Below are 22,217 nucleotides of genomic sequence, written 5' to 3'. Positions count from 1 at the left end.
TCAAGGTCGAGGGTTACGGGTGAGTGGCGTGTCCGTCCTGGGTGCTGGCGCTGGTACTGGTGCCCTTGCGGGCGCTGGTGCGGAAGCAGGTACGGATGCGGGTGCCGCGGCGGGCCGGGGAGCCTGCGGCGGGTTCTCCGCGGACCGGCTCGCCAGCGCCGCCAGCGGGAGCTCCACCCGTACCTCCGTCCCCTTCTCCGCCTTCCCCCGGCCGATCCTGATCCGGGCCCCGATCGACGCGGCCCGCTCCACCATGCCGACCAGGCCGAAGTGGCCCGCCCGGCGCAGCGCTTCCAGCGTCGTTCCGGCGGGCAGGCCGCGGCCGTCGTCGTACACGGTGACGCGGAGCATGCCGCCCTTCACGCCCGCGAGGACGATCAGGTACGTCGGGGAGGCGTGGCGGTGCGCGTTCTCCATGGCCTCCGAGGCGACCGTGAGGAGCTGCCGGGCCACCGCCTGCGGGACCGGCGGGACCGGGGTCTCCTCGGACAGGCGGCGGAACGTGGCCGTGATGGGGTGGCGGGCGGTGAAGTCCTCCGCCTGGGCCGCCAGTTCGGCGACCAGGTCGACGCCGCCCTCCAGACCCTGCTCCCGGCGCAGGTCCGTGAGCAGTTCCCGGGACTCGGCGGCGGCCCGGCGGGCGGCCCGCGCGACCAGCTCCGCCTGGAGTTTCACGGTGGGCGGGTCCATGCGGTCCGCCGAGCCCGCCAGACCGTCGGCGGCCAGCGCCAGGCCGTGCAGGGTCTTGGCGACCGAGTCGTGCATCTCCCGTGCGAGCCGGGTGCGTTCGCCCTCCACCGCCTCGTTCACCGCCAGCCGCGCCCGGGTCTCGGTCAGCGCCTGGGTGGCCGTCCCGAAGCGCAGGAGCAGGTTGCGCAGGGTGACCCCGACCGCGCCCGCGATCACGCAGAAGCCGGGGAGGAGGAGGGCCGTCGCCCCGCTGCTCTCCAGCTTCGGGACGCTGGCGTACACGCCGAAGACGATGACCACCTGGAGCGCCGCGAAGACCGCCGCGCCGCGCCAGCCGTGGATCAGGCCCGCCAGCAGCGGGGTGCAGACGGTGACGTACGCGAGGGTCGACTCGGGGGTCGCCGTGATCAGCAGCAGCGCGCCGAAGAACACGTCGACGGCCAGCAGCCAGGGGTGGCGCAGGAGGACCGGGCCGAAGCGCTCCCAGTCGCGGAACAGCAGGTACGAGCCCATGAAGGTGACCAGGATCGCCGCGCCGATGAACCAGGTGGGCAGGCCGGGGGCGGTGTGGCTGATGGCGTACGGAGTCGCTATCGCGATCATCGCCAGCCGGAAGCCGAAGACCTGGCGGCACATCGCCTGGAGCGCGTTGACCTGGATGGCGAACGCCGGGCGGGCCGGGGTGCCGGTGTGGGCGCGGGTCAGTTCCGCGGTCAGCCCCGGCTGTGCGCTGCCGAGCTCGTATGCCATGCGCCTGTCACCTCCGTCGCGTGTCCCGTACGGCCTCTGGGTCTCCGTCCCCATCCCGCCCGTCGTTCATGTCACCCGCCCGTGAGTGCCCCGAAGTCGACGTCGGCTCCGTACACGAATCCGACCGTGAGCAGCAGGAGCGTGCCGGGCAGCAGGAACGTGGTCACCGCGAACGTCGCCTTCGGGACCGCCTTGGCCGCCTTGCGGCGGGCGTTCTGGGCGTCGGTGCGGCGCATGTCGTTGGCGATCTGGATCAGCGTCTCGACGATCGGGGCGCCCAGCTCCTCGCCCTGCTGGAGCGTCGTGACGAACATGGCGACCTGTTCGGAGTCGTTGCGTCTGCGCAGTTCCTCGAAGGCCTGGCGGCGGCTGACGCCCATGTCCATCTGGCGCAGGGTGATGCGCAGTTCGTCGGACCAGGGGCCCTCGTACTTCTCCGCGACCCGGTCCAGCGCCTGTCGGAAGCCGAGTCCGGCGGAGACGACGACGGCCAGGACGTCGAGGAAGTCCGGCAGGGTGCGTTCGATGTGCTCGCGGCGTACGCGGATCGCCGACCAGATGCCGGCCTCCACCCAGAACAGGCCGAAGGCGACCATCAGGAGGGCCAGGAAGAGCTGGCCGCGCAGGAGCATGGAGAACGCGCCCAGCAGCCCCAGCGCCCCGTACACCGCACGGCGGGCGGCGTAGCGGTCGATGGTGAGGCCGCCGGGGTTGCCCGCCAGGTCGATCTGGCGGCGCTTCTTGTTGACGGCCTTGGGGCCCATCATCCGCAGGACCGCGGGGGCCCACCGGATGCCGAGGCGGTCGATGCCGGAGCCGACCGCGCCGGTGCGGGTGGCCCCGGATTCGAGGGCGACGGCGAGGTCGCCGGGGAGTTCGGCGTCGGCCCGGTACATCCGGATGCCGTGGATGGCCCCGTACACGGCGAGGCCGACGACGAGAGCTAGCAGCAGGTCCATGGCGGTTCTTCCCCTCAGCTCGTCAGACGTCGATGCGGGACAGGCGGCGGATCACGACGAACCCGATCGCGTACAGGACGATGGCCACGACCACCGCCGCCTGGCCGATGAAGGCCCCCGTCATCCGGTCCAGCGCACCGGGCATGACCGCGTTCATCAGGAGCATCGCGCCGATGCCGAAGATGGGGACGGCGTAGGCGGTGACGGTGACCTGGGAGAGCTGGGTCTTGACCTCACGGCGGGTCTCCTTGCGCTCCTCCAAGGTCTCGGTGAGGTTGCGCAGCGAGCTGACGACCGTACCGCCCGCCCGGTTGGAGAGGACCAGCGTCGTCACCAGGACCACGAGTTCGCGGGAGGGGAGGCGGTCGGTCAGCTCGCTCAGCGCGTCCTCCAGCGGCTCGCCGACGGCCAGCCGCCGTGCCACCCGCGCCAGTTCCTCGCCGGCCGGGTTCTCCAGCTCCTCGGCGGCCATGGACAGCGAGGTGCGCAGGGCCAGGCCCGCCTGGGTGGCGTTGGCGAGGATGCGGGAGAGCTCGGGGAGCTGGTTGATGAAGCGCTCGGTGCGCTTGACCCGCTGCCAGTTGAGGAACGCGTTGGTGCCCCAGAGACCGATCAGTGCGGCGACCGGGCCGAAGAACGCGGCGAGCAGGGAGGAGGCGATCATCCAGAGCCCCGCCATCGCGATGACCGCGTAGACGAGGAACTCGCCGGGCGTGATGTCCAGGCCGGTCGCGGCGAGCTTCAGCTCCAGCTTCCGTCCGAGCACGGTGGCGCGCAGCCTGCGGTCGAGCCCCTTGAAGCGGCGGACGCGCCCCGCCTCGGGGATCTGCCCGACGTGCGAGAGCCGTTCGACGAGGGCGTCGCGGTCGGCCTTGCCGCCGGAGTAGGCGTACAGGCCCATCACGCCGAGGACGCAGCACAGCAGCGTGACGCCGACGGTGATCAGGGGGAGGTTGACGTTGTCCATGGCTCGGTACCTAGTTCGCCTCTCGGGTGGCGAGCTGTTCGGCGGACTGGGCGACGCCGAACGCCTGCGGGATGGGCTGGCTGGCCAGGTAGAGGCGCTCGGCGAGCCTCCGGGGCAGCGGGAGGTACTGGAACACGCCGTGGATGCGGCCGTCCGCCGACATCGGCTGAGCGTCGAAGCGGGCGACCGTGACGATGCGGTACGGATCGCGGCCGTGGCTGTCCAGGACCGCGATCTCGGTGATCTTCCTGGCGCCGTCGGCGTGCCGGGTGAGCTGGACGATCACGTCGACGGCGCTGTTGATCTGGTCGTGCAGCGCCTCGAAGGGGATCTCGACCTCCGACATCGAGGCGAGGGTCTGGAGCCTCATCAGCGCGTCCTCGGCGCTGTTGGCGTGGACGGTGGCCAGCGAGCCGTCGTGCCCCGTGGACATCGCCTGGAGCATGTCGAGCGACTCGCCGCCTCGGACCTCACCGACGACGATCCGGTCGGGACGCATACGCAGCGAGTTGCGGACCAGGTCGCGGATGGTGATCTGGCCCTTGCCCTCGACGTTGGCCGGGCGGGACTCCAGCCGGATCACATGGCTCTGCTGGAGCTGCAGTTCGGCGGAGTCCTCGATGGTGACGATGCGCTCGGCGTTCGGGATCAGCCCGGAGAGCGCGTTGAGGAGGGTCGTCTTGCCGGTGCCGGTCGCCCCCGAGACGATGATGTTGAGCTTGGCCTGGACGAGCCCGGCGAGCAGCACCAGCATCTGTTCGTCCAGTGAGCCGAAGCCGATCATCTCCTGGAGCGTGAAGGAGCGCGGGAAGCGGCGGATGGTGAGCGTCGCGCCGGTCAGCGACAGCGGCGGGATGATCACGTTGACGCGTTCGCCGCTGGGGAGGCGGGCGTCGACCATCGGGTTGGACTCGTCGACACGGCGGTTGACGGTCGACACGATCCGCTCGATGGTCTGCATCAGCTGCTCGTGGGAGCCGAAGCGCATCGGGAGCTGTTCGACCTTGCCGTTGCGTTCGACGAAGATCTGGTCGGGGCCGTTGACCATGATCTCGGTGATGGAGGCGTCCTCCAGGAGCGGTTCCAGGATGCCGAGGCCGAGCGCCTCGTCGACGACGCGGCGGATGAGCTGCGAGCGCTCGACGGTGGAGAGGACCGGGCCCTCGCGGCTGATGATGTGGCCGAGGACGCGTTCCAGCCGGGCCCGCCGGTCGGCGGCGGCCAGCGAGGACATCTCCGCGAGGTCGATCTCCTCCAGCAGCTTGGCCCGGTAGGTGGCCACCATGTGGCCGTCCTCCCGTGCCCCGCCCTGCTCCTCCGGAGCGGTCATGCGTGCCCGCAGGCTCATGTGCGTAACTCTCCTCGTCGGGTCGTCGGGGTCGGAATCTCGGGCGGGCGGGGGTCAGAAGCCGAAGGCGACGTGCTCGTTGGGCATCGTCGAGCTCCGCTTGGCCGTCCAGTCGTCCAGTCCCGGCACGATGGAGGGCACCTTCACCTCGACCGTGACCGTGATGTCCCGGCCGCCGGTCCTGCGGTAGTCGAATCCGCCGTCCTCCACCCAGTCGCTCACCGCGTCGCGGGCGTTTCTCTCGCCGCTGCCCCGGGCGTCCACGCTGGCTTCCGTACGGGCTCCGGCCCGGGCGGCCGTGCCCGCCTGGCCGGCGGCGTACGCGGCGAGGCCGAGCTGGATGGCCGCCACCGCGACGAGGAGCAGCAGGGGGAGGAAGCCGAGGTACTCCATGGCGACCTGGCCCCGGTCGGCCTCCGCGCGTGCGGGACGGGTGCGCTTGCCGTGCGGATGTGTCGTCACCATGACTGCTTCTCCATCGGCGATCCGGCCGTGCCCTTGATCTCGGTGTCGAGGTCGAACAGGCCCGGCACCAGCACCGGGACCTTCAGCTTCACCGTGGCCTCGTACAGGCGGCCGCCTCCGCGGCAGGTGACGACGGCGCTCTCCGCCCAGGCGTCGGGCAGGTCCTTCCTCGCGCCCTCCCGGCACGCCGCCCCGGGCGCGAACTCCGCCCCGCTGCCCTTGCGCGCGCCCACGTCCGCCGCGTTGCCCGCGAGGCTGAACGTGTAGCCGATGAGGGCGCACTCCCAGAGCACCAGCATGATCAGGATGATGAAGGGGGTCATGCCCAGGAACTCGACGGCCGTCTGGCCGCGGTCCCGGCCCCGGCGGTCACGTAGAGCGGCGATCCGCCCCCGTATGCCGCTGCGAGCTGTTCTCGTGGTGGTCATCGCTCAACGCGTCCCCTCGGAGTCTCCGGGGCCGCGGCCGGAGCCGTCGCGCCGGCGGCGCGGGCGTCCGATCGAGCCCCGGTCGTTCTTGAAGGCGCCGCTGTTCCGTTTGACCAGGGCACCGCCGCTCTTCTTGCCTGTCGCGCTCTCCTTCACGATGCCCAGTTCTCCGGCCAGGCCCCAGAGCGCCTGTTTGACCGTGCTCTTGGCGTCCAGTTCGTGCAGGCGTCCGGAGTCGATGGACGCCTGGAGCTCCTTGAAGTTCGCGGGGACCGCCGCCGAGGCGACCCGGGTGCCGGTGATCTTCTGGATCAGCGGCGGCTGGATCTCGGTGTTGCGGGTGAAGCGGTTGACGAGGGTGATCGTCTCCTCCGCCTTGCGGATCTGGAGACGTTCCCACATCCGTACGACGCGTTTCGCGCCCCGCACCGCGACCACGTCGGGGGTGGTGACCAGCAGGGCGACGTCCGCCATCTCGACGGCGGCCGCGTTGGCGCCGTTCATCTGGCCCCCGCAGTCGATGACGACGATCTCGTAGCGGGTGCGCAGGGCGCTGACGATCTGGCGGGCCGACCGGTCGCTGACCTCCTCGCCGCGTTCGCCCTCGCCGGGCGCGAGGAGCAGGGCGAGGCCGGTGGAGTGGGAGAACACCGCGTCGGACAGCACCCGGGGCGATATGTCGGTGATCAGGGCGAGGTCGACCAGCGAGCGGCGGAACTGGACGTCGAGGAACGAGGCGATGTCCCCGGTCTGGAGGTCCATGTCCACCAGCGCCACCGTGTTGCCGGAAGCCTGGGCTGCCAGGGCGAGTTGGATGGCGGTGACGGTCGCGCCGACACCGCCCTTGGCGCCGGTGACCGTGACCACCGTGCCGCCGGGGCCGGCGAAGACGTCCTTGCCGGCGGTGAGGTGGCGGCGCACCCCGGCGGACCACTGGGCGGCCGCCTGGACGCGGTTGGCGAGTTCCTCGTAGCTCAGCGGGAGGGTGACCAGGCCGCGGGCGCCGGAGTCCATCGCATTGGCGAAGAGGTTCGGGCTGGCGTCCGCGGTGATCAGGACGACGCCGACGGAGGGGAACCGCAGCGACACCTCCCGGATCAGCTCCAGGGCCGGCACCGGGCCGATCCGCTCGTGGACCAGCACCACCTCGGGCAGTTCGTCGAGCGCCTCGCCCGCCAGGCGGGCCAGGGTGTCGATGAGCTGGGTGGAGTCGCCGACCGGGGTCGCCGGTTCGGCGTCGGGCAGCTGACTGAGCAGAGTGGTGACGGAGCGGGCCGCGTCGATGTCGCCGACGGCCGGGAGGATTCTGGTGGTCATCCCATCCTCACTTGTCCTTGTCGAGCGTGTAGGTGCGGTCCCCCGGGCGGATGGTGCCGTCGCTGCCGGGGGCGACGAGCGCCAGGCGCACGTGCTCCGCGAACGACTCGGCGTAGGCGACACGCTGGGTGTCCAGCGTGTTCAGGGCGAAGGTGATCGGCACGGCCTCGGTGGCCCGGGTGCCCCGGTCGTCCGCGCTCGGGTCGAGGGCGGTGAGCTCGCCGACGTCCAGCACCTTGGCGTTGGAGACGATGACCTTGGACTGGGCCGGGTCGCCCTGCTGCTCACCGGCGAAGGTGGCGTAGATGTTCACCGTGGCGCCCGGTGTGATCTTGCCCGCCACGCCCGTCGAGGCGTCGATCATGATGGCGATCTCCTGCTCACCGGCGCGGAGTTCGGGCTTGCGGACCATCATGTCCGACTGGAGCAGTGAGCCTTGGCGCAGCTCGGTCACCGCGATCTTCGACTCGACCTCCCGCAGGTCGGTCACGGCGTTCTCCGAGAGCCACCGTTTGGGCATCTTGATCTTCTCGAACTGGCCGCTGTTCAGGGCGGTGTACGGCGCCACGTTGGTCTTCAGCTGGTACGCCGTCACCTCGGGTCCGACCTTCGAGTTGACGTCGCTGATCACCGAGAGCACGCCGGCGAAGGCCGCGAAGGCGCACAGGACCGACAGGAGCAGGAGTATCACGCCGCGGCGCTGGCGGGAGTTCATGGTCCGGACAACCTCGTTCGAATCGGATGCGTGGGGCGGACAGCGGACAGAGTGAGCGGTGCTGCGGAACGGGCGTGTGCGGTGGAGCGGTTACGCGCTTACATCTACGGCTGCGTCCACCCCGGCCGGGAGGAGGCGGCGGGGCGGGGACGGTGAGGCGGGGACGGTGGGCGGGGAACGGTCGCGTCAGGGGCCCGGCGATTCGTCGGCCCCATCGTGTTGGACACCGGTGGGCAGCGCGCGGTTCTCCGAAACCGGGAGAGGCGCGGAACAGAATGCGCAGCGGTCCCCGATGAGTTCCATGGCGCACCAGTGACACTTTTCCCGGCGCACGGAGGAAACCAGCTGGTAGAGCACGGAGAGGTCCGGGAGGTGGGCGGCGAACTCCACCAGCTTTCCCGTACCCCACCAGCGCGGCGAGTCGGCCGGGACCGTGGTGTCGTGAATGGCCTGGACCTTCCAGGCGGGCGCAAGGGTCTCCTGTACCCACTCCGACTGCAGATTCCCTTTGGCCACCAGAAGATGCGTACCGAAATCCGGGCCCGCCAGCGGCTCGGCGGTCGGACCCACTTTCACCAGCTGCGGCTCGGGGCCGGCGAGCACGGCGAACTGGGACCCGGGGACCCAGGACTTGGCGTGGCTCTTGAGGCTGACCGGGACCCGGTCGAGGCGGGCGACGGAGTTGAGGAGGGCGCCCGCGTAGATGTAGTGCGACAGCAGCCGGGCGGCGGAGGCGACCACCCCGGGGCTGAAGTCGCAGATGGACAACTGCCTCAGCTGGCGGACCAGTACGGCGACGCCGAGGGGCGGCAGGTCCACCTTGACCAGGGCGATCCGGTCGCTCTCCAGCACCGAGCGGATGGAGTGGAGGCGGCGTTCGTGCTCGGGCCGGATGCCCGAGGGGTAGAGGGCGATCACATACCCGTGCTGTTCCAGCAGCAGGTGCATGTCGCCGATCGCCAGCTCCAGCACCTGGGCCTCGGGGGCCTGGAGCAGAGCGGCGGTCGGTGTCTGCTGGTCGGTGGGCGGCAGCACCAGGTCTGCGCTCGTCACTGCTATCGCGGTCGGCACGCTCTCCCCGTTTCGGCTCCGGTCGACGTGGGGACGCCGACCGCAATCGCTCCTGCTCCGTGCTCCTGACCCAGCACTTTAGCCACGTCTCACCAGGCAGAGAACAGTTATCGGAGACCAGTACGGCACCATGCGAACACCGTTCCAACGGGGGCCGGGTGCTAAACGGGATGAAATCGATTTCGCTCAACTCGACCGCCACTGCGGAGCGTTACCGAAACCCGCATCCGCTTCTCGATCGTGCATCCATTCGCGCACGTCATCCTGGATTGCGGGACGAGGCCCCCCTTTTCGTAAGGGCGCTTCCGTGACCGCCCGGAGATCTCCCGCAAGATCACTCGTGCGGGGGGCGGAGTGCGGTCGCGGTGCCGCTCCCGGACCGGGAATCCACCGCCCGGCACCCCCGTACGGGGGTGGCCGCGCCCCCTCGCGCCCGCCTCCGCGGACGGCCTTTCACTGCCAGAGGTCTTGACAACTTGATTGGTCTGGACCAGTTTATGCGCACTGCACCGCACCGCCCATCCCCGGCACCCCCCAACTCCCCCCGGAGGCACCAGTGGAACGCTCACCAGGCCGCAGTCGCAGAAGACGCCGCCGCTCCCGGCCCGTACTCGGTGGCGCCCTGGCCGTCGCCACGGCCGCCGCCCTGACCGTCACCGGGCTCGTCGGCACCGCCCAGGCCGCCGACGTCAACAACGCCAAGAACGCGGGCTTCGAGTCGGGCCTCGCCAACTGGACCTGTTCCGGGGGCAGTGGCGCCGCCGTCTCCTCCCCCGTGCGCAGCGGGACGTCCGCGCTGAAGGCCACCCCGGCCGGCCAGGACAACGCCAAGTGCTCCCAGTCGGTCAAGGTGAAGCCCAACTCGACGTACGCGCTCGGCTCCTGGGTGCAGGGCGGTTACGCCTACCTCGGCGTGAGCGGCACGGGGACCACGGACGTCTCCACCTGGACGCCGGGCTCCTCCTCCTGGACCAGGCTGTCCACCAGCTTCACCACCGGCGCGAACACCACGTCGGTGACCGTCTACACCCACGGCTGGTACGGGCAGGCCGCCTACTTCGCCGACGACGTCGAGGTGACGGGGCCCGACGGCGGGGGCGGCGAGGAGCCCGGACCGGTCATCCCGGCGGCCCCGGCCGGCCTCACGGCGGGCGCCACGACCACGTCCTCCGTCGCCCTGTCCTGGAACGCGGTCTCCGGCGCCACGGGCTACAAGGTGTACCGGAACGGCGTGCAGGCGACCACCTCCACCGGGACCTCGGCGACCGTCGCGGGCCTGGCCGCGGACACCGCCTACCAGTTCTCGGTGAGCGCCACCAACGCGGCCGGCGAGTCGGTCAAGTCGGCGGCCATCAGCGCCCGTACGGCGAAGGAGGGCACGGGCCCCGGCCCCGGCCCCGCCGTGCCCAAGCACGCGGTCACCGGCTACTGGCAGAACTTCAACAACGGCGCGGCCGTCCAGAGGCTCACCGACGTCCCGGCCGACTACGACATCATCGCGGTCTCCTTCGCGGACGCCACGCCGACCCAGGGCCAGGTCACCTTCAACCTGGACACGGCCGGGCTGAACGGCTACACCGACGCCCAGTTCCGGGCCGACATCAAGACCAAGCAGGCCCAGGGCAAGAACGTCATCATCTCGATCGGCGGCGAGCTGGGCACGGTCCGGGTCGACAACGACGCCTCCGCCACCGCGTTCGCCGACTCGGTGTACGCGCTGATGCAGGACTACGGCTTCAACGGGGTCGACATCGACCTGGAGAACGGCCTCAACGCCACCTACATGACGAAGGCGCTGCGCCAGCTGTCGGCCAAGGCGGGCAGCGGACTGGTCATCACGATGGCTCCGCAGACGATCGACATGCAGTCGACCTCGGGCGAGTACTTCAAGACGGCGCTCAACATCAAGGACATCCTGACCGTCGTCAACATGCAGTACTACAACAGCGGTTCGATGCTCGGCTGTGACGGCAAGGTCTACTCGCAGGGTTCGGTGGACTTCCTCACCGCGCTCGCCTGCATCCAGCTGGAGGGCGGCCTCGCCCCGTCGCAGGTCGGCATCGGCGTCCCCGCCTCCACCCGGGGCGCGGGCAGCGGCTACGTCAGCCCGTCGACCGTCAACGCGGCGCTGGACTGCCTGACCAAGGGCACCAACTGCGGCTCGTTCAAGCCGTCGAAGACCTACCCGTCGCTGCGCGGAGCGATGACCTGGTCGACGAACTGGGACGCGACGGCCGGGTTCGCCTGGTCGAAGGCGGTCGGCCCGCACGTCCGCAGCCTGCCGTAACCCGTAGCGCTCAGCGATCCTCGGAACCCGCAGCGCCGCCGCTCCCCCGGCGGCGCTGCGGCGTTACGCCGGTACGTCGGCCCCCGCCCGTCACCAGGGCAGGTCGCGCACCTGCTGCACGCACAGCACGACGAACAGCAGCCCGGAGAGGGCGAGCATCCCGTTGCTGATCCAGCCGTTGCGCCATTCACCCGGCGTACGGGAGGAGTTGAGCAGCCAGATCAGGGTCAGGGCCAGGAACGGCATGAAGAACGCGCCGAGCACCCCGTACGCGATGACCAGGCCGAAGGGCTCGTCCAGCCAGAGCAGCGTCATCGGCGGGAAGGTCAGCCAGAGGAGGTAGGCGCGGAAGGGCAGCGAGCGCTGCTGGCGGTCGGCGACGGCGGGACCGGCGTTGTCCTCGCCCGCGGCCGCCGACGCGCGGAACCGCTCCACGAAGTCGGCGAACATCAGGCTCACCCCGTGCCAGACGCCGATCAGCGACGAGAACGACGTGGCGAAGAAGCCGACCAGGAAGAGCTTGGCGGTGCCCGCGCCGAAGCGGTCCTCCAGCACCCCGCCCAGGTCGACCAGCCCGCGGTCGCCGGAGGTGAGGGCGGTCTGCGAGGCGTGCAGCAGCTCGGCGCCGACGATGAGCATCGCCACGACGAAGAGCCCGGTGGTGATGTAGGCGACCCGGTTGTCGAGGCGCATCACCTTCATCCAGGAGGAGTCGCTCCAGCCCTTGGCGTTGACCCAGTACCCGTAGGCGGCCATGGTGATCGTGCCGCCGACGCCGCCGATCAGCCCCAGGGTGTAGAGGAGCGAGCCGTCCGGGAGCACGGGCAGCAGTCCGGCGAAGGAGGCCCCGACGTCCGGGACCACCCGGATCGCCACGTACATGACCACCACGAACATGATGCCGATCAGGACCGTCATGACCTTCTCGAAGACGGCGTACCGGTTGAACCAGACGAAGACCAGCCCGATCAGCCCGGTCACGATCGCCCAGAACTTCAGCCCCGGCCCGTCCGGGAACAGCGCCACGATGGGCAGGGCGCTGGAGGACATGGCCGTCGCCCCGTAGATGAAGCCCCAGACCACGACGTAGACCGCGAAGTAGACCGTGGTCCACGGTCCCAGGCTGCGCCAGCCGTCGAAAAGCGTGCGCCCGGTCGCCAGGTGCCACCGGCCGGCGGCCTCGGCGAGCGAGATCTTGACGACGCAGCCGATCACCGCCGCCCACATCAGGGTGTAGCCGAACTTGCTGCCCGCGATCAGCGTCGCGACCAGGTCGCCGGCCCCGACGCCGGTCGCCGCGACGACGATGCCGGGGCCGATGTACTTCCAGCTGGACTTACGTGGTCGGGAGGCCGGCTCCCCTGTCTCTGTGGTTGCGCTTGTCTCCGCCATGCCGATCAAGGAAGCGCAATCGGCTGTACGGCACAAGGGGGCGTGCACGGATTCTGAGCAGAGGCCCCCGCGAGGTGGTCCCGGGCAGCCCCGGTCAGCCCGAGCCACCTCAGGTGCGACATCCCCGTCCTGGCCGCCCGGACGGGGCGGCCGGAGCGCAGGGCATGCCGCGCGGGGCGGCGTAACGTATGAGGCGGCCTCGCGCTGATCGGGCTGGTCGAGGACGAGGTGGTCGCGGCGTTTCGCGACGGAGGCGGGGTGCCGTACTCCTCGTACCCGAAGTTCCAGGAGCTCCAGGCCGAGGAGACGGCCCGGGTGTACGACGCGGCGCTGGTCGACACGATCATCCCGCTGGTGCCCGGCCTGCCGGAGCGGCTGGGCTCGGACGCCGGTCTGGACGTGCTCGATGTCGGTACGGGGCAGGGGCACGCGGTGAACCTGCTGGCGCGGGCGTTCCCGGCCGGCCGGTTCACCGGGGTGGATGTGTCGGAGGGGGGTGTCGCGGCGGCCCGGGAGGAGGCGGCGCGGCTGGGCCTGCGGAACGCGCACTTCGAGCTGGCGGACGCGGCCGCGGTGACCGGCCGGTACGACCTGGTGACCGCCTTCGACGTGATCCACGACCTGGCCCGCCCGGCAGAGGCCCTGGCGGCCGTCGCCGGGGTGCTGCGGGACGGCGGGGTGTTCCTGATGGGGGACATCGCGGCCTCCAGCCGACTGGAGGAGAACCTGGATCTCCCGTTGGGCCCCACGCTCTACGCCTTCTCGGTCTTCTACTGCATGACGACCTCGCTGAGCGAGGGCGGGGCGGGCCTGGGAACCGTATGGGGCAGGCAGACCGCGCTGCGCATGCTGGAGGAGGCCGGCTTCGGGGAGGTGGAGGTGCGCGAGGTGGAGGGCGACATCCTGAACGTCTACTACGTCGCACGTAAGGGGAGTTGAGGGCAGGGTGCCGCGGGGGCGGAGTCCGGTCGGCCCCGCCCCCGTACCCCTAGACGACCAGACTCAGCAGCGCCGCGACCACGAAGCCCGCGACCGAGAGCACCGTCTCCAGGACCGTCCAGGACTTCAGGGTGTCGCGCTCGCTGATGCCGAAGTACTTCGACACCATCCAGAAGCCGCCGTCGTTGACGTGCGAGGCGAAGATCGAGCCCGCCGAGATCGCCATGATGATCAGCGCGAGGTGGGCCTGGGAGAGGTCCTGGCCCTCGACGAGGGGGACCACGATGCCGGCCGTGGTGACGATCGCGACGGTGGCCGAGCCCTGGGCCACGCGCAGGACCACCGAGATCAGCCAGGCGAGCAGGATGACGGGCAGGCCGACGTCGTTGAAGGTGTCGGCGAGCGCGTCCGCGATGCCGCTGCCCTTGAGGACCGCGCCGAAGATGCCGCCCGCGCCGACCACCAGCAGGATGTTGCCGACGGGCTTGAGCGAGGACGTGGAGACGGACTCCAGGGACTTGCGGGACCAGCCGCGCCGGATGCCCAGCAGGTAGTAGGCGAGGAACAGGGCGATCGTCAGGGCGACGAACGGGTTGCCGAAGAACTCGATCACCGAGCGCGGCGTGGACGGGTCCAGGGCGATCGAGGAGAACGTCGCGGCGAGGATCAGGATCAGCGGGGTGCCGATGATCGCGAGGACCGTGAGGAGCGGGACCGGCTTCTCGTGCGGGGTGACGCCCGCGGCGCGCTGCTCGGCGACGACGGCTGCCTTGGCCTCCTCGGCGGCCTCCACCATGTCCTGCGGTACGTCGACGAAGACCCGCTTGCCGATCCAGGCGGAGTAGCCCCACGCCGCGATGACGGACGGGATGCCGACGACGACGCCCATCAGGATGACCCAGCCCAGCGACACGTTGAAGAGTCCGGCGGCGGCCACCGGGCCGGGGTGCGGCGGCAGGAACGCGTGGGTCATCGACAGGCCCGCCAGCAGCGGCATGGCATAGAGCAGAATCGATTTGCCGGAGCGCTTGGCGGCGGCGTACACGATCGGCGCGAGGACGAAGATGCCGACGTCGAAGAAGACCGGGACACCGAAGACGAGGCCGGTCATCCCCATGGCGAGCGGGGCGCGCTTCTCCCCGAAGAGGTTCAGCAGCCGGGCGCTCAACACCTCGGCCCCGCCGGAGACTTCGAGGATCGCGCCGAGCATGGTGCCCAGTCCGATGATGATCGCGACGTGGCCGAGGATGCCGCCCATGCCGGATTCGATGACCGAAACCGCGGCGGATTTCTGCACGGTGCCGAAGAGTTCGGTGACCGAGAGCCCGGCGCCGAGGCCGACGGCTATGGAGACCGCGAGCAGGGCGACGAACGGCTGGAGCCTGACCTTGATGATCAGGAAGAGCAGGAGGACGATACCGAGGGCGGCGACGGTCAGCAGACCGGCGGTGCCGTCGATCAGGAGGAGCAGCCCACCGGTGTGCGGTGGGGCCTCGGCCGGCGAGGGGGTTGCGGCGAGCAGCATGGGGACTCCGGTGGTGCTGGAGGGCAGGGGGGAGCGCGGCACGGCGCCCCCGGGGGGCGGGGCACCGTGCCGTACGGCGTACTGCGGGAGTGGTTCGGCGTGGGGGGCAAAGAACTCAGAAGGGAGGGAGCCGGAGGGTCCTGGAGGGCGCGGGAGCCGTCAGCTCAGCACCGCGAGCGCGTCGATCTCGATGAGCAGGCCCTTGGGCAGGCCCACGTAGACGGTCGTCCGCGCCGAGGGCGCCTCCTTCAGGTTCTGCTCGGCGAAGTAGGCGTTGTAGATCTCGTTCATCTCCGCGAAGTGGTCCACGTCGGTGAGGTAGACGCGCATCATCATCACGTCGTCCCAGCTCGCGCCGCCCTCCTCCAGGATCGCCTTGACGTTGGCGAAGGTCTGGAGGGTCTGCTCGCGCAGGGTGGGGCCGGCCGGGGTGGGGGCCTGGCCCTCCACGGCGGGGAGGAAGCCGACCTGGCCGGCGACCTGGAGGATGTTCCCCTTCCTCACGCCGTGCGAGAACTTCGCGGGCGGCGTGGTGTGGGTGGAGGGGGTGAGGGCGGTCTTCTCGGTCATGGCTGATCAGGCTTTCTTGGGTCGGTTGGTGCCGGAGTACTCCCGGCTGATGGTCTCGGCGGTGCGCCGGACCAGCGGGAGCAGGGTGAGGAGTTCCTCGGCCGTGACGACCACGTTGGGTGCGGACACCGACATGGCCGCGACGACCCGCCCGTCCGCGCCGCGGACGGGGGCGCCGATGCAGTTGATGGACTCCTCGTGGCCACCGAGGTCGGTGGCCCAGCCCTGTTCGCGGACGACGGCCAGCTCCTTGAGGAAGGCGGCCGCGTCGGGCGTCGAACGGGACGTGTACATGGGGTAGTCGAGCTTCTCGGCGATCACGCGCCGCTCGGGCTCGGCGAGGTCGGCCAGCAGGAGCTTGGCGACGGCCGCGACGGTGATCGCGACGGGCTTCCCGATCCGGGAGTACATCCGGACCGGGTAGCGGCTCTCGACCTTGTCGATGTAGAGGACTTCCTGCTCCTCGTACACGGCGAGGTGGACGGTGTGCCCGCACCGGTCGTTCAGGGCGACCAGGTGGGGGTGGGCGATCTCGCGTACGTCGAGGTTCTCGACGGCCTCCTGCGCGAGGGCGAAGAGGCGGGCGCCGAGACGGTAGCGCTGGTCCTCCTGGCGGTAGACGAGGCCGTGCTCGTGGAGCGTACGCAGCAGGCGCAGCGCCGTGGACTTGTGGACGCCGAGCCGCTCGGCGACCTGCCCGAGGTCGGCGGGTCCCTGGGCGAGCAGCGGCAGGATGCTCAACGCCCGGTCGACGGTCTGGCTCATGGTGTGCGTACCTCCTCGGGGGCCCGGTCGGCTGCGGTCCAGCCGGGGCCGAGACGAAGTGTCCCCCAGGCGTCGTCGTCGAGGGCGACGAGGCGGTCGGCATGGTCGCGGGCGGGCGGCTCGGTGAGGTCGCCGGGGACGGTGAGGACGGCGGCGGCCATCAGGTGCCCGTGCCGGGCGCGGTCGCGGACGGGCAGCCCGCGCAGGGTGGCGGAGAGGAACCCGGCGGCGAAGGCGTCTCCCGCGCCGACCGCGGCGACGACGTCGACACGGAGGGCGGGGACGTGGGTGACGGTGTCGGCGTTTTCGGCTCCTCCGGCGTCCGAGGAGCGGGGTCCGGGGCCGGGGCCGGGCTGCGAGGCGAACACCGTCGCGCCCGCACTCCCCCGCTTCACGACCACGACGGCCGGCTCCGGCAGCGCCGCCCGGACCGCCTCCGCGCCGACGATCCCCCACGCCTCCTCCGCCTCGTCCTCCCCGACGAACACCAGGTCGGAGCGCCGGGCCAGCTCCAGCAGCACGGAAGCGTCGCCGCCGCGCCACAGATGCGGCCGGTGGTTCACATCGAAGGACACCAGCGGCCGCCCGGCGCGCGGAGCCGTCAGCTCCCGCAGCAGCGCCAGGCAGTCGCCGGACAGCGCCGCGGTGATCCCGGACAGATGCAGGATGCGCCCCGCGAACAGTTCCTCGTACGGCACGTTCGCCGGCGACATCGCGGACGCCGCCGACCCCGCCCGGTAGTACGCGACCTCGTGGGTGTCGGTCCCCCGGTCCGTGGCCGTACGGAAGTAGATGCCGGTCGGCCGGACCGGATCGCGGCGGACCGCCGACGTGTCGACCCCGTACGACGCGATGGCCTCGACGAGGTGGTCGCCGAACCCGTCGGCGCCGACCCGGCCGACCCAGGCCGCCCGGTGCCCGGCGGCGGCGAGCGCGCAGGCCACGTTGGACTCGGCCCCGCCGATCCCGCGCACGAAGGAGGGCACGTCGGCGAGGCGGCCGGGCTGCGAGGGCAGGAACGTCACCATGGACTCACCGAGACAGACGACATCGGGGGTCGTGGCGGCGACGGCCGTCCCTGCTGCGGGTCCGGACACTGAGGGCTCCTCGCTGATCGGCGTGCGGGCCGGTGGTCACCATTGACCGGGCATCGGCTCGGATGTTAGACAGCGTTGAGCGATATACGCAATGGGTGTTGCATATGTTGCAACGAACTTCGAGGAGCTCCCCTTGGCAGCCGAAAGCCCCGCCGACCGCACCGCGTCCCCTGCGGCCTCCCTCACGGCCTCCCTCGCCGACGAGCGCGTCGACCACCGCTTCAAGGCCCTGCCGCCGGACGCGGAGGGGCTGACCGTCGGGGCGCTGGCCGCCGAGCGCCGCAACCTCTTCACCGGCGGTTTCACCACCCCCGTCCTCGCGCTCTCCGCCGAGTCGGTGGCCCACAACCTCGACCTCCTGGAGACGTACGCCGAGCGCCACGGCCTCGCGTTCGCCCCGCACGGCAAGACGTCCATGTCCCCGCAGCTCTTCGTGGACCAGTTGGAGCGCGGCGCGTGGGGCATCACGGCCGCCGTGCCGCACCAGGCGCGGGTCTACCGGGCGTACGGGATCGGCCGGATCTTCCTCGCCAACGAGCTGGTCGACGCGGTCGCCCTGCGCTGGCTGGCCGGCGAGATGACAGCCGACCCGTCGTTCCGCTTCGTCTGCTACGTCGACTCCGTGCGCGGCGTCGAGCTGATGGACGAGGCCCTGAGCGCGGCGGGCGCCACCCGCCCGGTCGACGTGGTCGTCGAGCTGGGCGCGGGCGACGGCGCGCGCACCGGGGCCCGTACGGAGGCCGACTGCGTCGCGGTCGCCGACGCGGTGGCGGCGGCCGGGTCGCTGCGCCTGGTGGGCGTCGCCGGATACGAGGGCGAGGTGCCGGACGCGAACCCCGAGCGGGTACGGGCATGGCTGCGGCGGCTCGTCGCGCTGGCGGCCTCGTTCGACGGCGGGAAGCGGTTCGCCGGCGCCGAGGAGATCGTGATCAGCGCGGGCGGCAGCGCCTGGTTCGACGCGGTCGCCGACGTCTTCGCCGAGATCCCCGGACTGAGCCTGCCGGTGCTGAAGTTGCTGCGCTCCGGTGCGTACGTCTCGCACGACGACGGCCACTACAAGCACCTCACCCCCTTCAACCGCGTCCCCGAGGAGGGGGCTCTTGAGCCCGCCTTCCGCCTCTGGGCGCAGGTCGTCTCCCGCCCGACCGGCGAGCAGGCGTTCCTGAACGCGGGCAAGCGGGACGCGGCGTACGACCTCGACCTGCCCGAGGCGCAGGTGGTCCGCTCCGGCCGGGACGGCTCGGTGCGGCCCGCCACCGGGATCACGGTCACCGGCCTCTCCGACCAGCACACCTGGGTGCGGACGGAGTCAGGGGCCGAGCTGGAGGTGGGCGACTGGGTCGGCATGGGCCTCTCCCACCCCTGCACCAGCTTCGACAAGTGGCAGCTGATCCCGCTGGTCGAGGCGGACGGCACGGTCACCGACTACATCCGCACGTTCTTCTGAGCAGCCGCCCCTCTCTCCCCCGCCCCGAAAGGCCACCCATGGACCTGGTCCTGCGTGACGCGCTCGTCGTCGACGGCACCGGCGAGCCCTCCTACCGCGCCGATGTGGCCCTCGACGGCGGCCGCATAGCCGAGATCCATCCCGAGGGCTCCCCCGGCCCCCGCCCCACCGCCGCCCGGACCGTGGACGCGGACGGCCTCGCGCTCGCCCCCGGCTTCATCGACATGCACGCCCACAGCGACCTGGCGCTGCTGCGCGACCCGGACCACAGCGCGAAGGCGGCGCAGGGCGTCACCCTCGAAGTGCTGGGCCAGGACGGTCTTTCGTACGCCCCCGTCGACGACCGTACGCTCGCCGAGGTCCGCCGCTCCATCACCGGCTGGAACGGCGACGGAAGCGACATCGACTTCGACTGGCGCACGGTCGGCGGCTATCTGGACCGCCTGGACCGGAACTTCGGCGGCCAGGGCATCGCGGTCAACGCCGCCTACCTGATCCCGCAGGGGACGGTCCGGATGTACGCGGTCGGCTGGGACGACCGGCCCGCCACCGACGCCGAACTGGCCCGGATGCGGGAGCTGGTGGACCAGGGCATGCGCGAGGGCGCGGTCGGCATGTCGTCCGGGCTGACCTACACCCCCGGCATGTACGCGGACGACGCCGAACTGACCGGGCTCTGCCGCGTGGTGGCCCGCCACGGCGGCTACTACTGCCCCCACCACCGCAGTTACGGAGCGGGCGCGCTGGAGGCGTACGAGGAGATGGTCCAGCTGACGCGCCACGCCGGCTGCGCCCTCCATCTCGCCCACGCCACCATGAACTTCGGCGTGAACAAGGGCAAGGCGCCCGACCTCCTGGCCCTCCTCGACGGCGCGCTGGCCGCCGGGGCCGACATCTCGCTCGACACCTACCCGTACACGCCCGGCTGCACCACGCTGGTGGCCATGCTGCCGAGCTGGGCGAGCGAGGGGGGTCCGGAGTCGGTCCTGACCCGGCTCGCGGACCCGGTGAGCGCGGAGAGGATCCGGCACCATCTGGAGGTGCTGGGATCGGACGGCTGCCACGGCGTGCCGATCGAGTGGGACACCATCGAGATCTCCGGCGTGAGCGCGCCGCATCTGGCGCAGTACGTGGGCCGCACGGTCGAGGAGTCGGCACGGCTGCGGGGCGAGGAGCCCTGGGTGACCGCGCGGCGGCTGCTCACCGAGGACCGGCTCGGGACGACGATCCTCCAGCATGTGGGCCACGAGGAGAACGTCCGGCAGATCATGCGCCACCCGGTGCACACCGGCGGCAGCGACGGCATCCTCCAGGGCGACAAGCCGCACCCCCGGGCGTACGGCACGTTCCCGCAGTATCTGGGCCGCTACGCCCGGGAGCTGGGGATCCTCTCGCTGGAGGAGTGCGTCGCCCATCTGACCTCGCGCCCGGCCGCCCGGCTGCGGCTCGCGGACCGCGGCCTGGTGCGCGAGGGCTACCGCGCGGACCTGGTGCTGTTCGATCCGGAGACGGTGGCGGCGGGCTCCACGTTCGAGGAGCCCCGCACGCTGCCGGTGGGCATCCCGCACGTGCTGATCGACGGCCGGTTCGTCATCGAGGACGGCAAGCGGACACCGGTCCTGGCGGGCCGCGCGGTCCGGGGCGCGGGGGCCGTCTAGGAGGCTTCCCGCGAGGTGTCCGCGGCCCGTTCCGCCGCCCAGGCGAGGTCCTCCTCCGTGGGGGCGTCGTCCTGGGTGAGCGCGCGCCGCCAGTAGCCGCTGAACTCGACGGCGGTCCTCGGCAGTTCACGGCCTTCGACCAGATGGCGGCGGAGCGCCCGCACGGCGGACGCCTCGCCCGCCACCCAGGCCGCGTCCACCCCGTCGAGGACGGGCCCGGCGTCCCGTACGGCGGCCACCAGCGAGCCGCCCCGGTCGCGGTGCACCCAGCGGACCTCGGCTCCCCCGGCCGCGGGCGGCAACTCCCGCTCCTCCCCCGCGTCCGCGACCTCGGCGTACACCACGGCCCCGGTCCCGGCCGGCAGCGCCTCCAGCACCGTGGCGATGGCCGGGAGCGCGGTCTCGTCCCCGGCGAGGAGCATCCGCCGGGCGGCGGGCAGCGGGCGGGCGTAGAGGGAGGACGGGCCGACCATGCCGAGGACGTCGCCGACCCGGGCCCTCGCACCCCAGCGGGAGGCGGGCCCGTCCTCGCCGTGCAGCACGAAGTCCACGGCCATCACGTTGCGTTCGCGGTCGTACGAGCGGACGGTGAAGCTGCGCATCCAGGGCCGCTCCGCCTCCGGGATCGCGAGGTACGCCTCGTTCCAGCGCATGCCGTACGGATCCTCGGCGTCCCGCTCCGGCAGTCGGGGCACGGTCCCGCCGGTGCGCGGCAGACAGAGCTTCATCTGCTGGTCCGGGCGGTCCTCCATGAGCCCGGGCAGTTCGTCGGCGGTGAAGCCGATCCTCACCGTCCCGGGGGTGACGTGCTCGACGTCCACGACCCGTACGTATGTGACCGGCAGCGCCTGACCCATCGCGACCCGACCCCTTTCCGCTGCTGAGCGCCGACGACGGCCGCCGCCACCGGCGACCGCTGATACCTTACGGCGTAATGAATTACCCGTCGAACGATACTTTACACCGTAAGGAGTCGCACGTGGTGGTCTTCGCCGGGCAGGGCGATCCGCGCCGTTCCCTCTCTCTGCTGTGGCGCGCGGACGCCCCGCCGCCGACGCGCGGCGGCCCGGGGCCCAAGCCCCGGCTGAGCGTGGACGCGATCGTGGCGACGGCCGTGGCGCTCGCGGACGAGGAGGGGATGGGGGCCCTGTCGATGCGCGCGGTCGGCGACCGGCTCGGGCGCACGGCGATGGCGCTCTACACCTACGTCCCCGGCAAGAGCGAGCTGCTGGACCTGATGTACGACGCCGTGCACGCGGAACTCCCCGTCCGCGACCCGGACACGGGCGACTGGCGCGGGGCGCTCACCGCCTGGGCCGGGGAAGTCCTGGAGTTCTACGTACGCCACCCCTGGGTGCTCCAGGTCTCGCAGGCGCGGCCGGTGCTGGGTCCGCACGAGTACGCGGGCCTGGACACGCTGGTCACCCTGCTGCGGGCGACCGGGCTCAAGGCAGCGCTCCTGCGGCGACTGGTGGGAACCCTGTTCCCGTTCGTCAGGGGCTCGGCACAGGCGGTGGCCGACGCGAGGCTCGCCGCGGCGGCGACCGGGAGCTCCGACGAGGAGTGGTGGGCGGCGCGCTCGGCGGCCCTGCTGGAGCTGGTCCCGGACTTCGCGGCGCGCTTCCCGGCGGTGAGCGGCCTGGAGGCGGAGGGGCCGGTGGAACCGTATCCGGGGGCCGTCCCGGAGGGCGCCGAGGCGATGCCGTATCCGGAACGGGAGGCCCGCGAGACGTTCCGGGTGGGGCTCGGGGTGCTGCTGGACGGGATCGAGGCGGCGCGCGCCGGCCGGCCCTGACCGGGGCCGAAACCGGGACCGGCCGGCGCGCC

The 22,217-nt window shown here is 71.5% G+C and carries 19 protein-coding genes and 1 pseudogene; 5 read left to right on the top strand and 15 right to left on the bottom strand.

Annotation, left to right across the window (positions count from 1 at the left end; all coding sequences use genetic code 11):
- The 9 genes from RNL97_RS21405 to RNL97_RS21365 form a co-directional block, all read right to left on the bottom strand.
- Entirely contained in the window at window positions 1-1,440 is a 1,440-nt protein-coding gene (locus tag RNL97_RS21405) for a sensor histidine kinase (protein ID WP_032764741.1), read from the bottom strand.
- Window positions 1,441-1,511: 71 nt separating this feature from the next.
- Complete coding sequence (locus RNL97_RS21400) at window positions 1,512-2,399, bottom strand: DUF5936 domain-containing protein (RefSeq protein WP_030576297.1); 888 nt, start codon at window positions 2,397-2,399, stop codon at window positions 1,512-1,514.
- A 22-nt stretch (window positions 2,400-2,421) separates the two neighbouring features.
- A complete protein-coding gene (locus RNL97_RS21395; RefSeq protein WP_243314956.1) occupies window positions 2,422-3,366 on the bottom strand; it encodes a type II secretion system F family protein in 945 nt (314 codons plus the stop codon).
- A 10-nt stretch (window positions 3,367-3,376) separates the two neighbouring features.
- Complete coding sequence (locus RNL97_RS21390; protein ID WP_030576293.1) at window positions 3,377-4,714, bottom strand: CpaF family protein; 1,338 nt, start codon at window positions 4,712-4,714, stop codon at window positions 3,377-3,379.
- Between the two features lie 54 nt (window positions 4,715-4,768).
- Entirely contained in the window at window positions 4,769-5,179 is a 411-nt protein-coding gene (locus RNL97_RS21385; protein WP_030576291.1) for a TadE/TadG family type IV pilus assembly protein, read from the bottom strand.
- Window positions 5,173-5,607 carry a TadE family protein gene (locus RNL97_RS21380; protein ID WP_030576289.1) on the bottom strand — a complete coding sequence of 145 codons (435 nt, stop codon included), beginning with the start codon at window positions 5,605-5,607 and terminating at the stop codon, window positions 5,173-5,175. Before RNL97_RS21380 ends, RNL97_RS21385 begins: the two co-directional genes overlap by 7 nt.
- Before the next feature lie 3 nt (window positions 5,608-5,610).
- A complete protein-coding gene (locus tag RNL97_RS21375; protein WP_030576287.1) occupies window positions 5,611-6,924 on the bottom strand; it encodes an AAA family ATPase in 1,314 nt (437 codons plus the stop codon).
- A 7-nt stretch (window positions 6,925-6,931) separates the two neighbouring features.
- On the bottom strand, window positions 6,932-7,639 hold the full coding sequence (gene cpaB, locus RNL97_RS21370; protein WP_010071967.1) for a Flp pilus assembly protein CpaB: 708 nt from the start codon (window positions 7,637-7,639) through the stop codon (window positions 6,932-6,934).
- 186 nt (window positions 7,640-7,825) lie between these two features.
- Window positions 7,826-8,692 carry a hypothetical protein gene (locus RNL97_RS21365; RefSeq protein WP_243314954.1) on the bottom strand — a complete coding sequence of 289 codons (867 nt, stop codon included), beginning with the start codon at window positions 8,690-8,692 and terminating at the stop codon, window positions 7,826-7,828.
- A gap of 574 nt (window positions 8,693-9,266) precedes the next feature.
- On the opposite strand from RNL97_RS21365, the gene RNL97_RS21360 reads away from it, so the two are divergent.
- Complete coding sequence (locus tag RNL97_RS21360) at window positions 9,267-10,997, top strand: chitinase (RefSeq protein WP_078651928.1); 1,731 nt, start codon at window positions 9,267-9,269, stop codon at window positions 10,995-10,997.
- Window positions 10,998-11,087: 90 nt separating this feature from the next.
- On the opposite strand, the gene RNL97_RS21355 is transcribed toward RNL97_RS21360, so the two are convergent.
- Window positions 11,088-12,389, bottom strand: coding sequence for an Nramp family divalent metal transporter (locus tag RNL97_RS21355; RefSeq protein ID WP_243314951.1), 1,302 nt, complete (start codon window positions 12,387-12,389; stop codon window positions 11,088-11,090).
- A gap of 198 nt (window positions 12,390-12,587) precedes the next feature.
- Here RNL97_RS21355 and RNL97_RS21350 point away from each other — a divergent pair.
- Window positions 12,588-13,328, top strand: a pseudogene (locus RNL97_RS21350) (class I SAM-dependent methyltransferase); the annotation flags it as partial.
- Window positions 13,329-13,377: 49 nt separating this feature from the next.
- On the opposite strand, the gene RNL97_RS21345 reads toward RNL97_RS21350, so the two are convergent.
- The 4 genes from RNL97_RS21345 to RNL97_RS21330 form a co-directional block, all read right to left on the bottom strand.
- Window positions 13,378-14,853 (bottom strand): GntP family permease, encoded by a 1,476-nt coding sequence (locus RNL97_RS21345; protein ID WP_030576279.1) that lies wholly within the window; start codon window positions 14,851-14,853, stop codon window positions 13,378-13,380.
- Between the two features lie 159 nt (window positions 14,854-15,012).
- Complete coding sequence (locus RNL97_RS21340; protein ID WP_030561417.1) at window positions 15,013-15,423, bottom strand: RidA family protein; 411 nt, start codon at window positions 15,421-15,423, stop codon at window positions 15,013-15,015.
- 6 nt (window positions 15,424-15,429) lie between these two features.
- A complete protein-coding gene (locus tag RNL97_RS21335; RefSeq protein WP_030576277.1) occupies window positions 15,430-16,188 on the bottom strand; it encodes an IclR family transcriptional regulator in 759 nt (252 codons plus the stop codon).
- On the bottom strand, window positions 16,185-17,285 hold the full coding sequence (locus RNL97_RS21330) for a sugar kinase (RefSeq protein WP_313751077.1): 1,101 nt from the start codon (window positions 17,283-17,285) through the stop codon (window positions 16,185-16,187). Before RNL97_RS21330 ends, RNL97_RS21335 begins: the two co-directional genes overlap by 4 nt.
- A gap of 133 nt (window positions 17,286-17,418) precedes the next feature.
- Between RNL97_RS21330 and RNL97_RS21325 the strand changes: the two genes are divergently transcribed.
- Window positions 17,419-18,732 (top strand): alanine racemase, encoded by a 1,314-nt coding sequence (locus RNL97_RS21325; RefSeq protein ID WP_030576272.1) that lies wholly within the window; start codon window positions 17,419-17,421, stop codon window positions 18,730-18,732.
- 38 nt (window positions 18,733-18,770) lie between these two features.
- Window positions 18,771-20,390, top strand: a complete 1,620-nt coding sequence (locus RNL97_RS21320; RefSeq protein ID WP_030576269.1) for an N-acyl-D-amino-acid deacylase family protein — start codon at window positions 18,771-18,773, stop codon at window positions 20,388-20,390.
- On the opposite strand, the gene RNL97_RS21315 is transcribed toward RNL97_RS21320, so the two are convergent.
- A complete protein-coding gene (locus tag RNL97_RS21315; RefSeq protein ID WP_030576266.1) occupies window positions 20,387-21,247 on the bottom strand; it encodes a siderophore-interacting protein in 861 nt (286 codons plus the stop codon). The two genes, RNL97_RS21320 and RNL97_RS21315, sit on opposite strands and share 4 nt — an antisense overlap.
- A gap of 122 nt (window positions 21,248-21,369) precedes the next feature.
- On the opposite strand from RNL97_RS21315, the gene RNL97_RS21310 reads away from it, so the two are divergent.
- Window positions 21,370-22,185, top strand: coding sequence for a TetR/AcrR family transcriptional regulator (locus RNL97_RS21310; RefSeq protein WP_243314946.1), 816 nt, complete (start codon window positions 21,370-21,372; stop codon window positions 22,183-22,185).
- Window positions 22,186-22,217: the final 32 nt, after the last annotated feature.

The sequence above is a fragment of the Streptomyces parvus genome, assembly GCF_032121415.1.
GTDB classification, from domain to species: domain Bacteria; phylum Actinomycetota; class Actinomycetes; order Streptomycetales; family Streptomycetaceae; genus Streptomyces; species Streptomyces globisporus_A.
This window is presented reverse-complemented; position numbering and strand designations above follow the sequence as displayed.

Coding starts and splice junctions, on each gene's coding strand:
- RNL97_RS21405 (WP_032764741.1), bottom strand. CDS start 1,440: ATGGCATACGAGCTCGGCAGCGCACAGCCGGGGCTGACCGCGGAACTG.
- RNL97_RS21400 (WP_030576297.1), bottom strand. CDS start 2,399: ATGGACCTGCTGCTAGCTCTCGTCGTCGGCCTCGCCGTGTACGGGGCC.
- RNL97_RS21395 (WP_243314956.1), bottom strand. CDS start 3,366: ATGGACAACGTCAACCTCCCCCTGATCACCGTCGGCGTCACGCTGCTG.
- RNL97_RS21390 (WP_030576293.1), bottom strand. CDS start 4,714: ATGAGCCTGCGGGCACGCATGACCGCTCCGGAGGAGCAGGGCGGGGCA.
- RNL97_RS21385 (WP_030576291.1), bottom strand. CDS start 5,179: ATGGTGACGACACATCCGCACGGCAAGCGCACCCGTCCCGCACGCGCG.
- RNL97_RS21380 (WP_030576289.1), bottom strand. CDS start 5,607: ATGACCACCACGAGAACAGCTCGCAGCGGCATACGGGGGCGGATCGCC.
- RNL97_RS21375 (WP_030576287.1), bottom strand. CDS start 6,924: ATGACCACCAGAATCCTCCCGGCCGTCGGCGACATCGACGCGGCCCGC.
- cpaB (WP_010071967.1), bottom strand. CDS start 7,639: ATGAACTCCCGCCAGCGCCGCGGCGTGATACTCCTGCTCCTGTCGGTC.
- RNL97_RS21355 (WP_243314951.1), bottom strand. CDS start 12,389: ATGGCGGAGACAAGCGCAACCACAGAGACAGGGGAGCCGGCCTCCCGA.
- RNL97_RS21345 (WP_030576279.1), bottom strand. CDS start 14,853: ATGCTGCTCGCCGCAACCCCCTCGCCGGCCGAGGCCCCACCGCACACC.
- RNL97_RS21340 (WP_030561417.1), bottom strand. CDS start 15,423: ATGACCGAGAAGACCGCCCTCACCCCCTCCACCCACACCACGCCGCCC.
- RNL97_RS21335 (WP_030576277.1), bottom strand. CDS start 16,188: ATGAGCCAGACCGTCGACCGGGCGTTGAGCATCCTGCCGCTGCTCGCC.
- RNL97_RS21320 (WP_030576269.1), top strand. CDS start 18,771: ATGGACCTGGTCCTGCGTGACGCGCTCGTCGTCGACGGCACCGGCGAG.
- RNL97_RS21315 (WP_030576266.1), bottom strand. CDS start 21,247: ATGGGTCAGGCGCTGCCGGTCACATACGTACGGGTCGTGGACGTCGAG.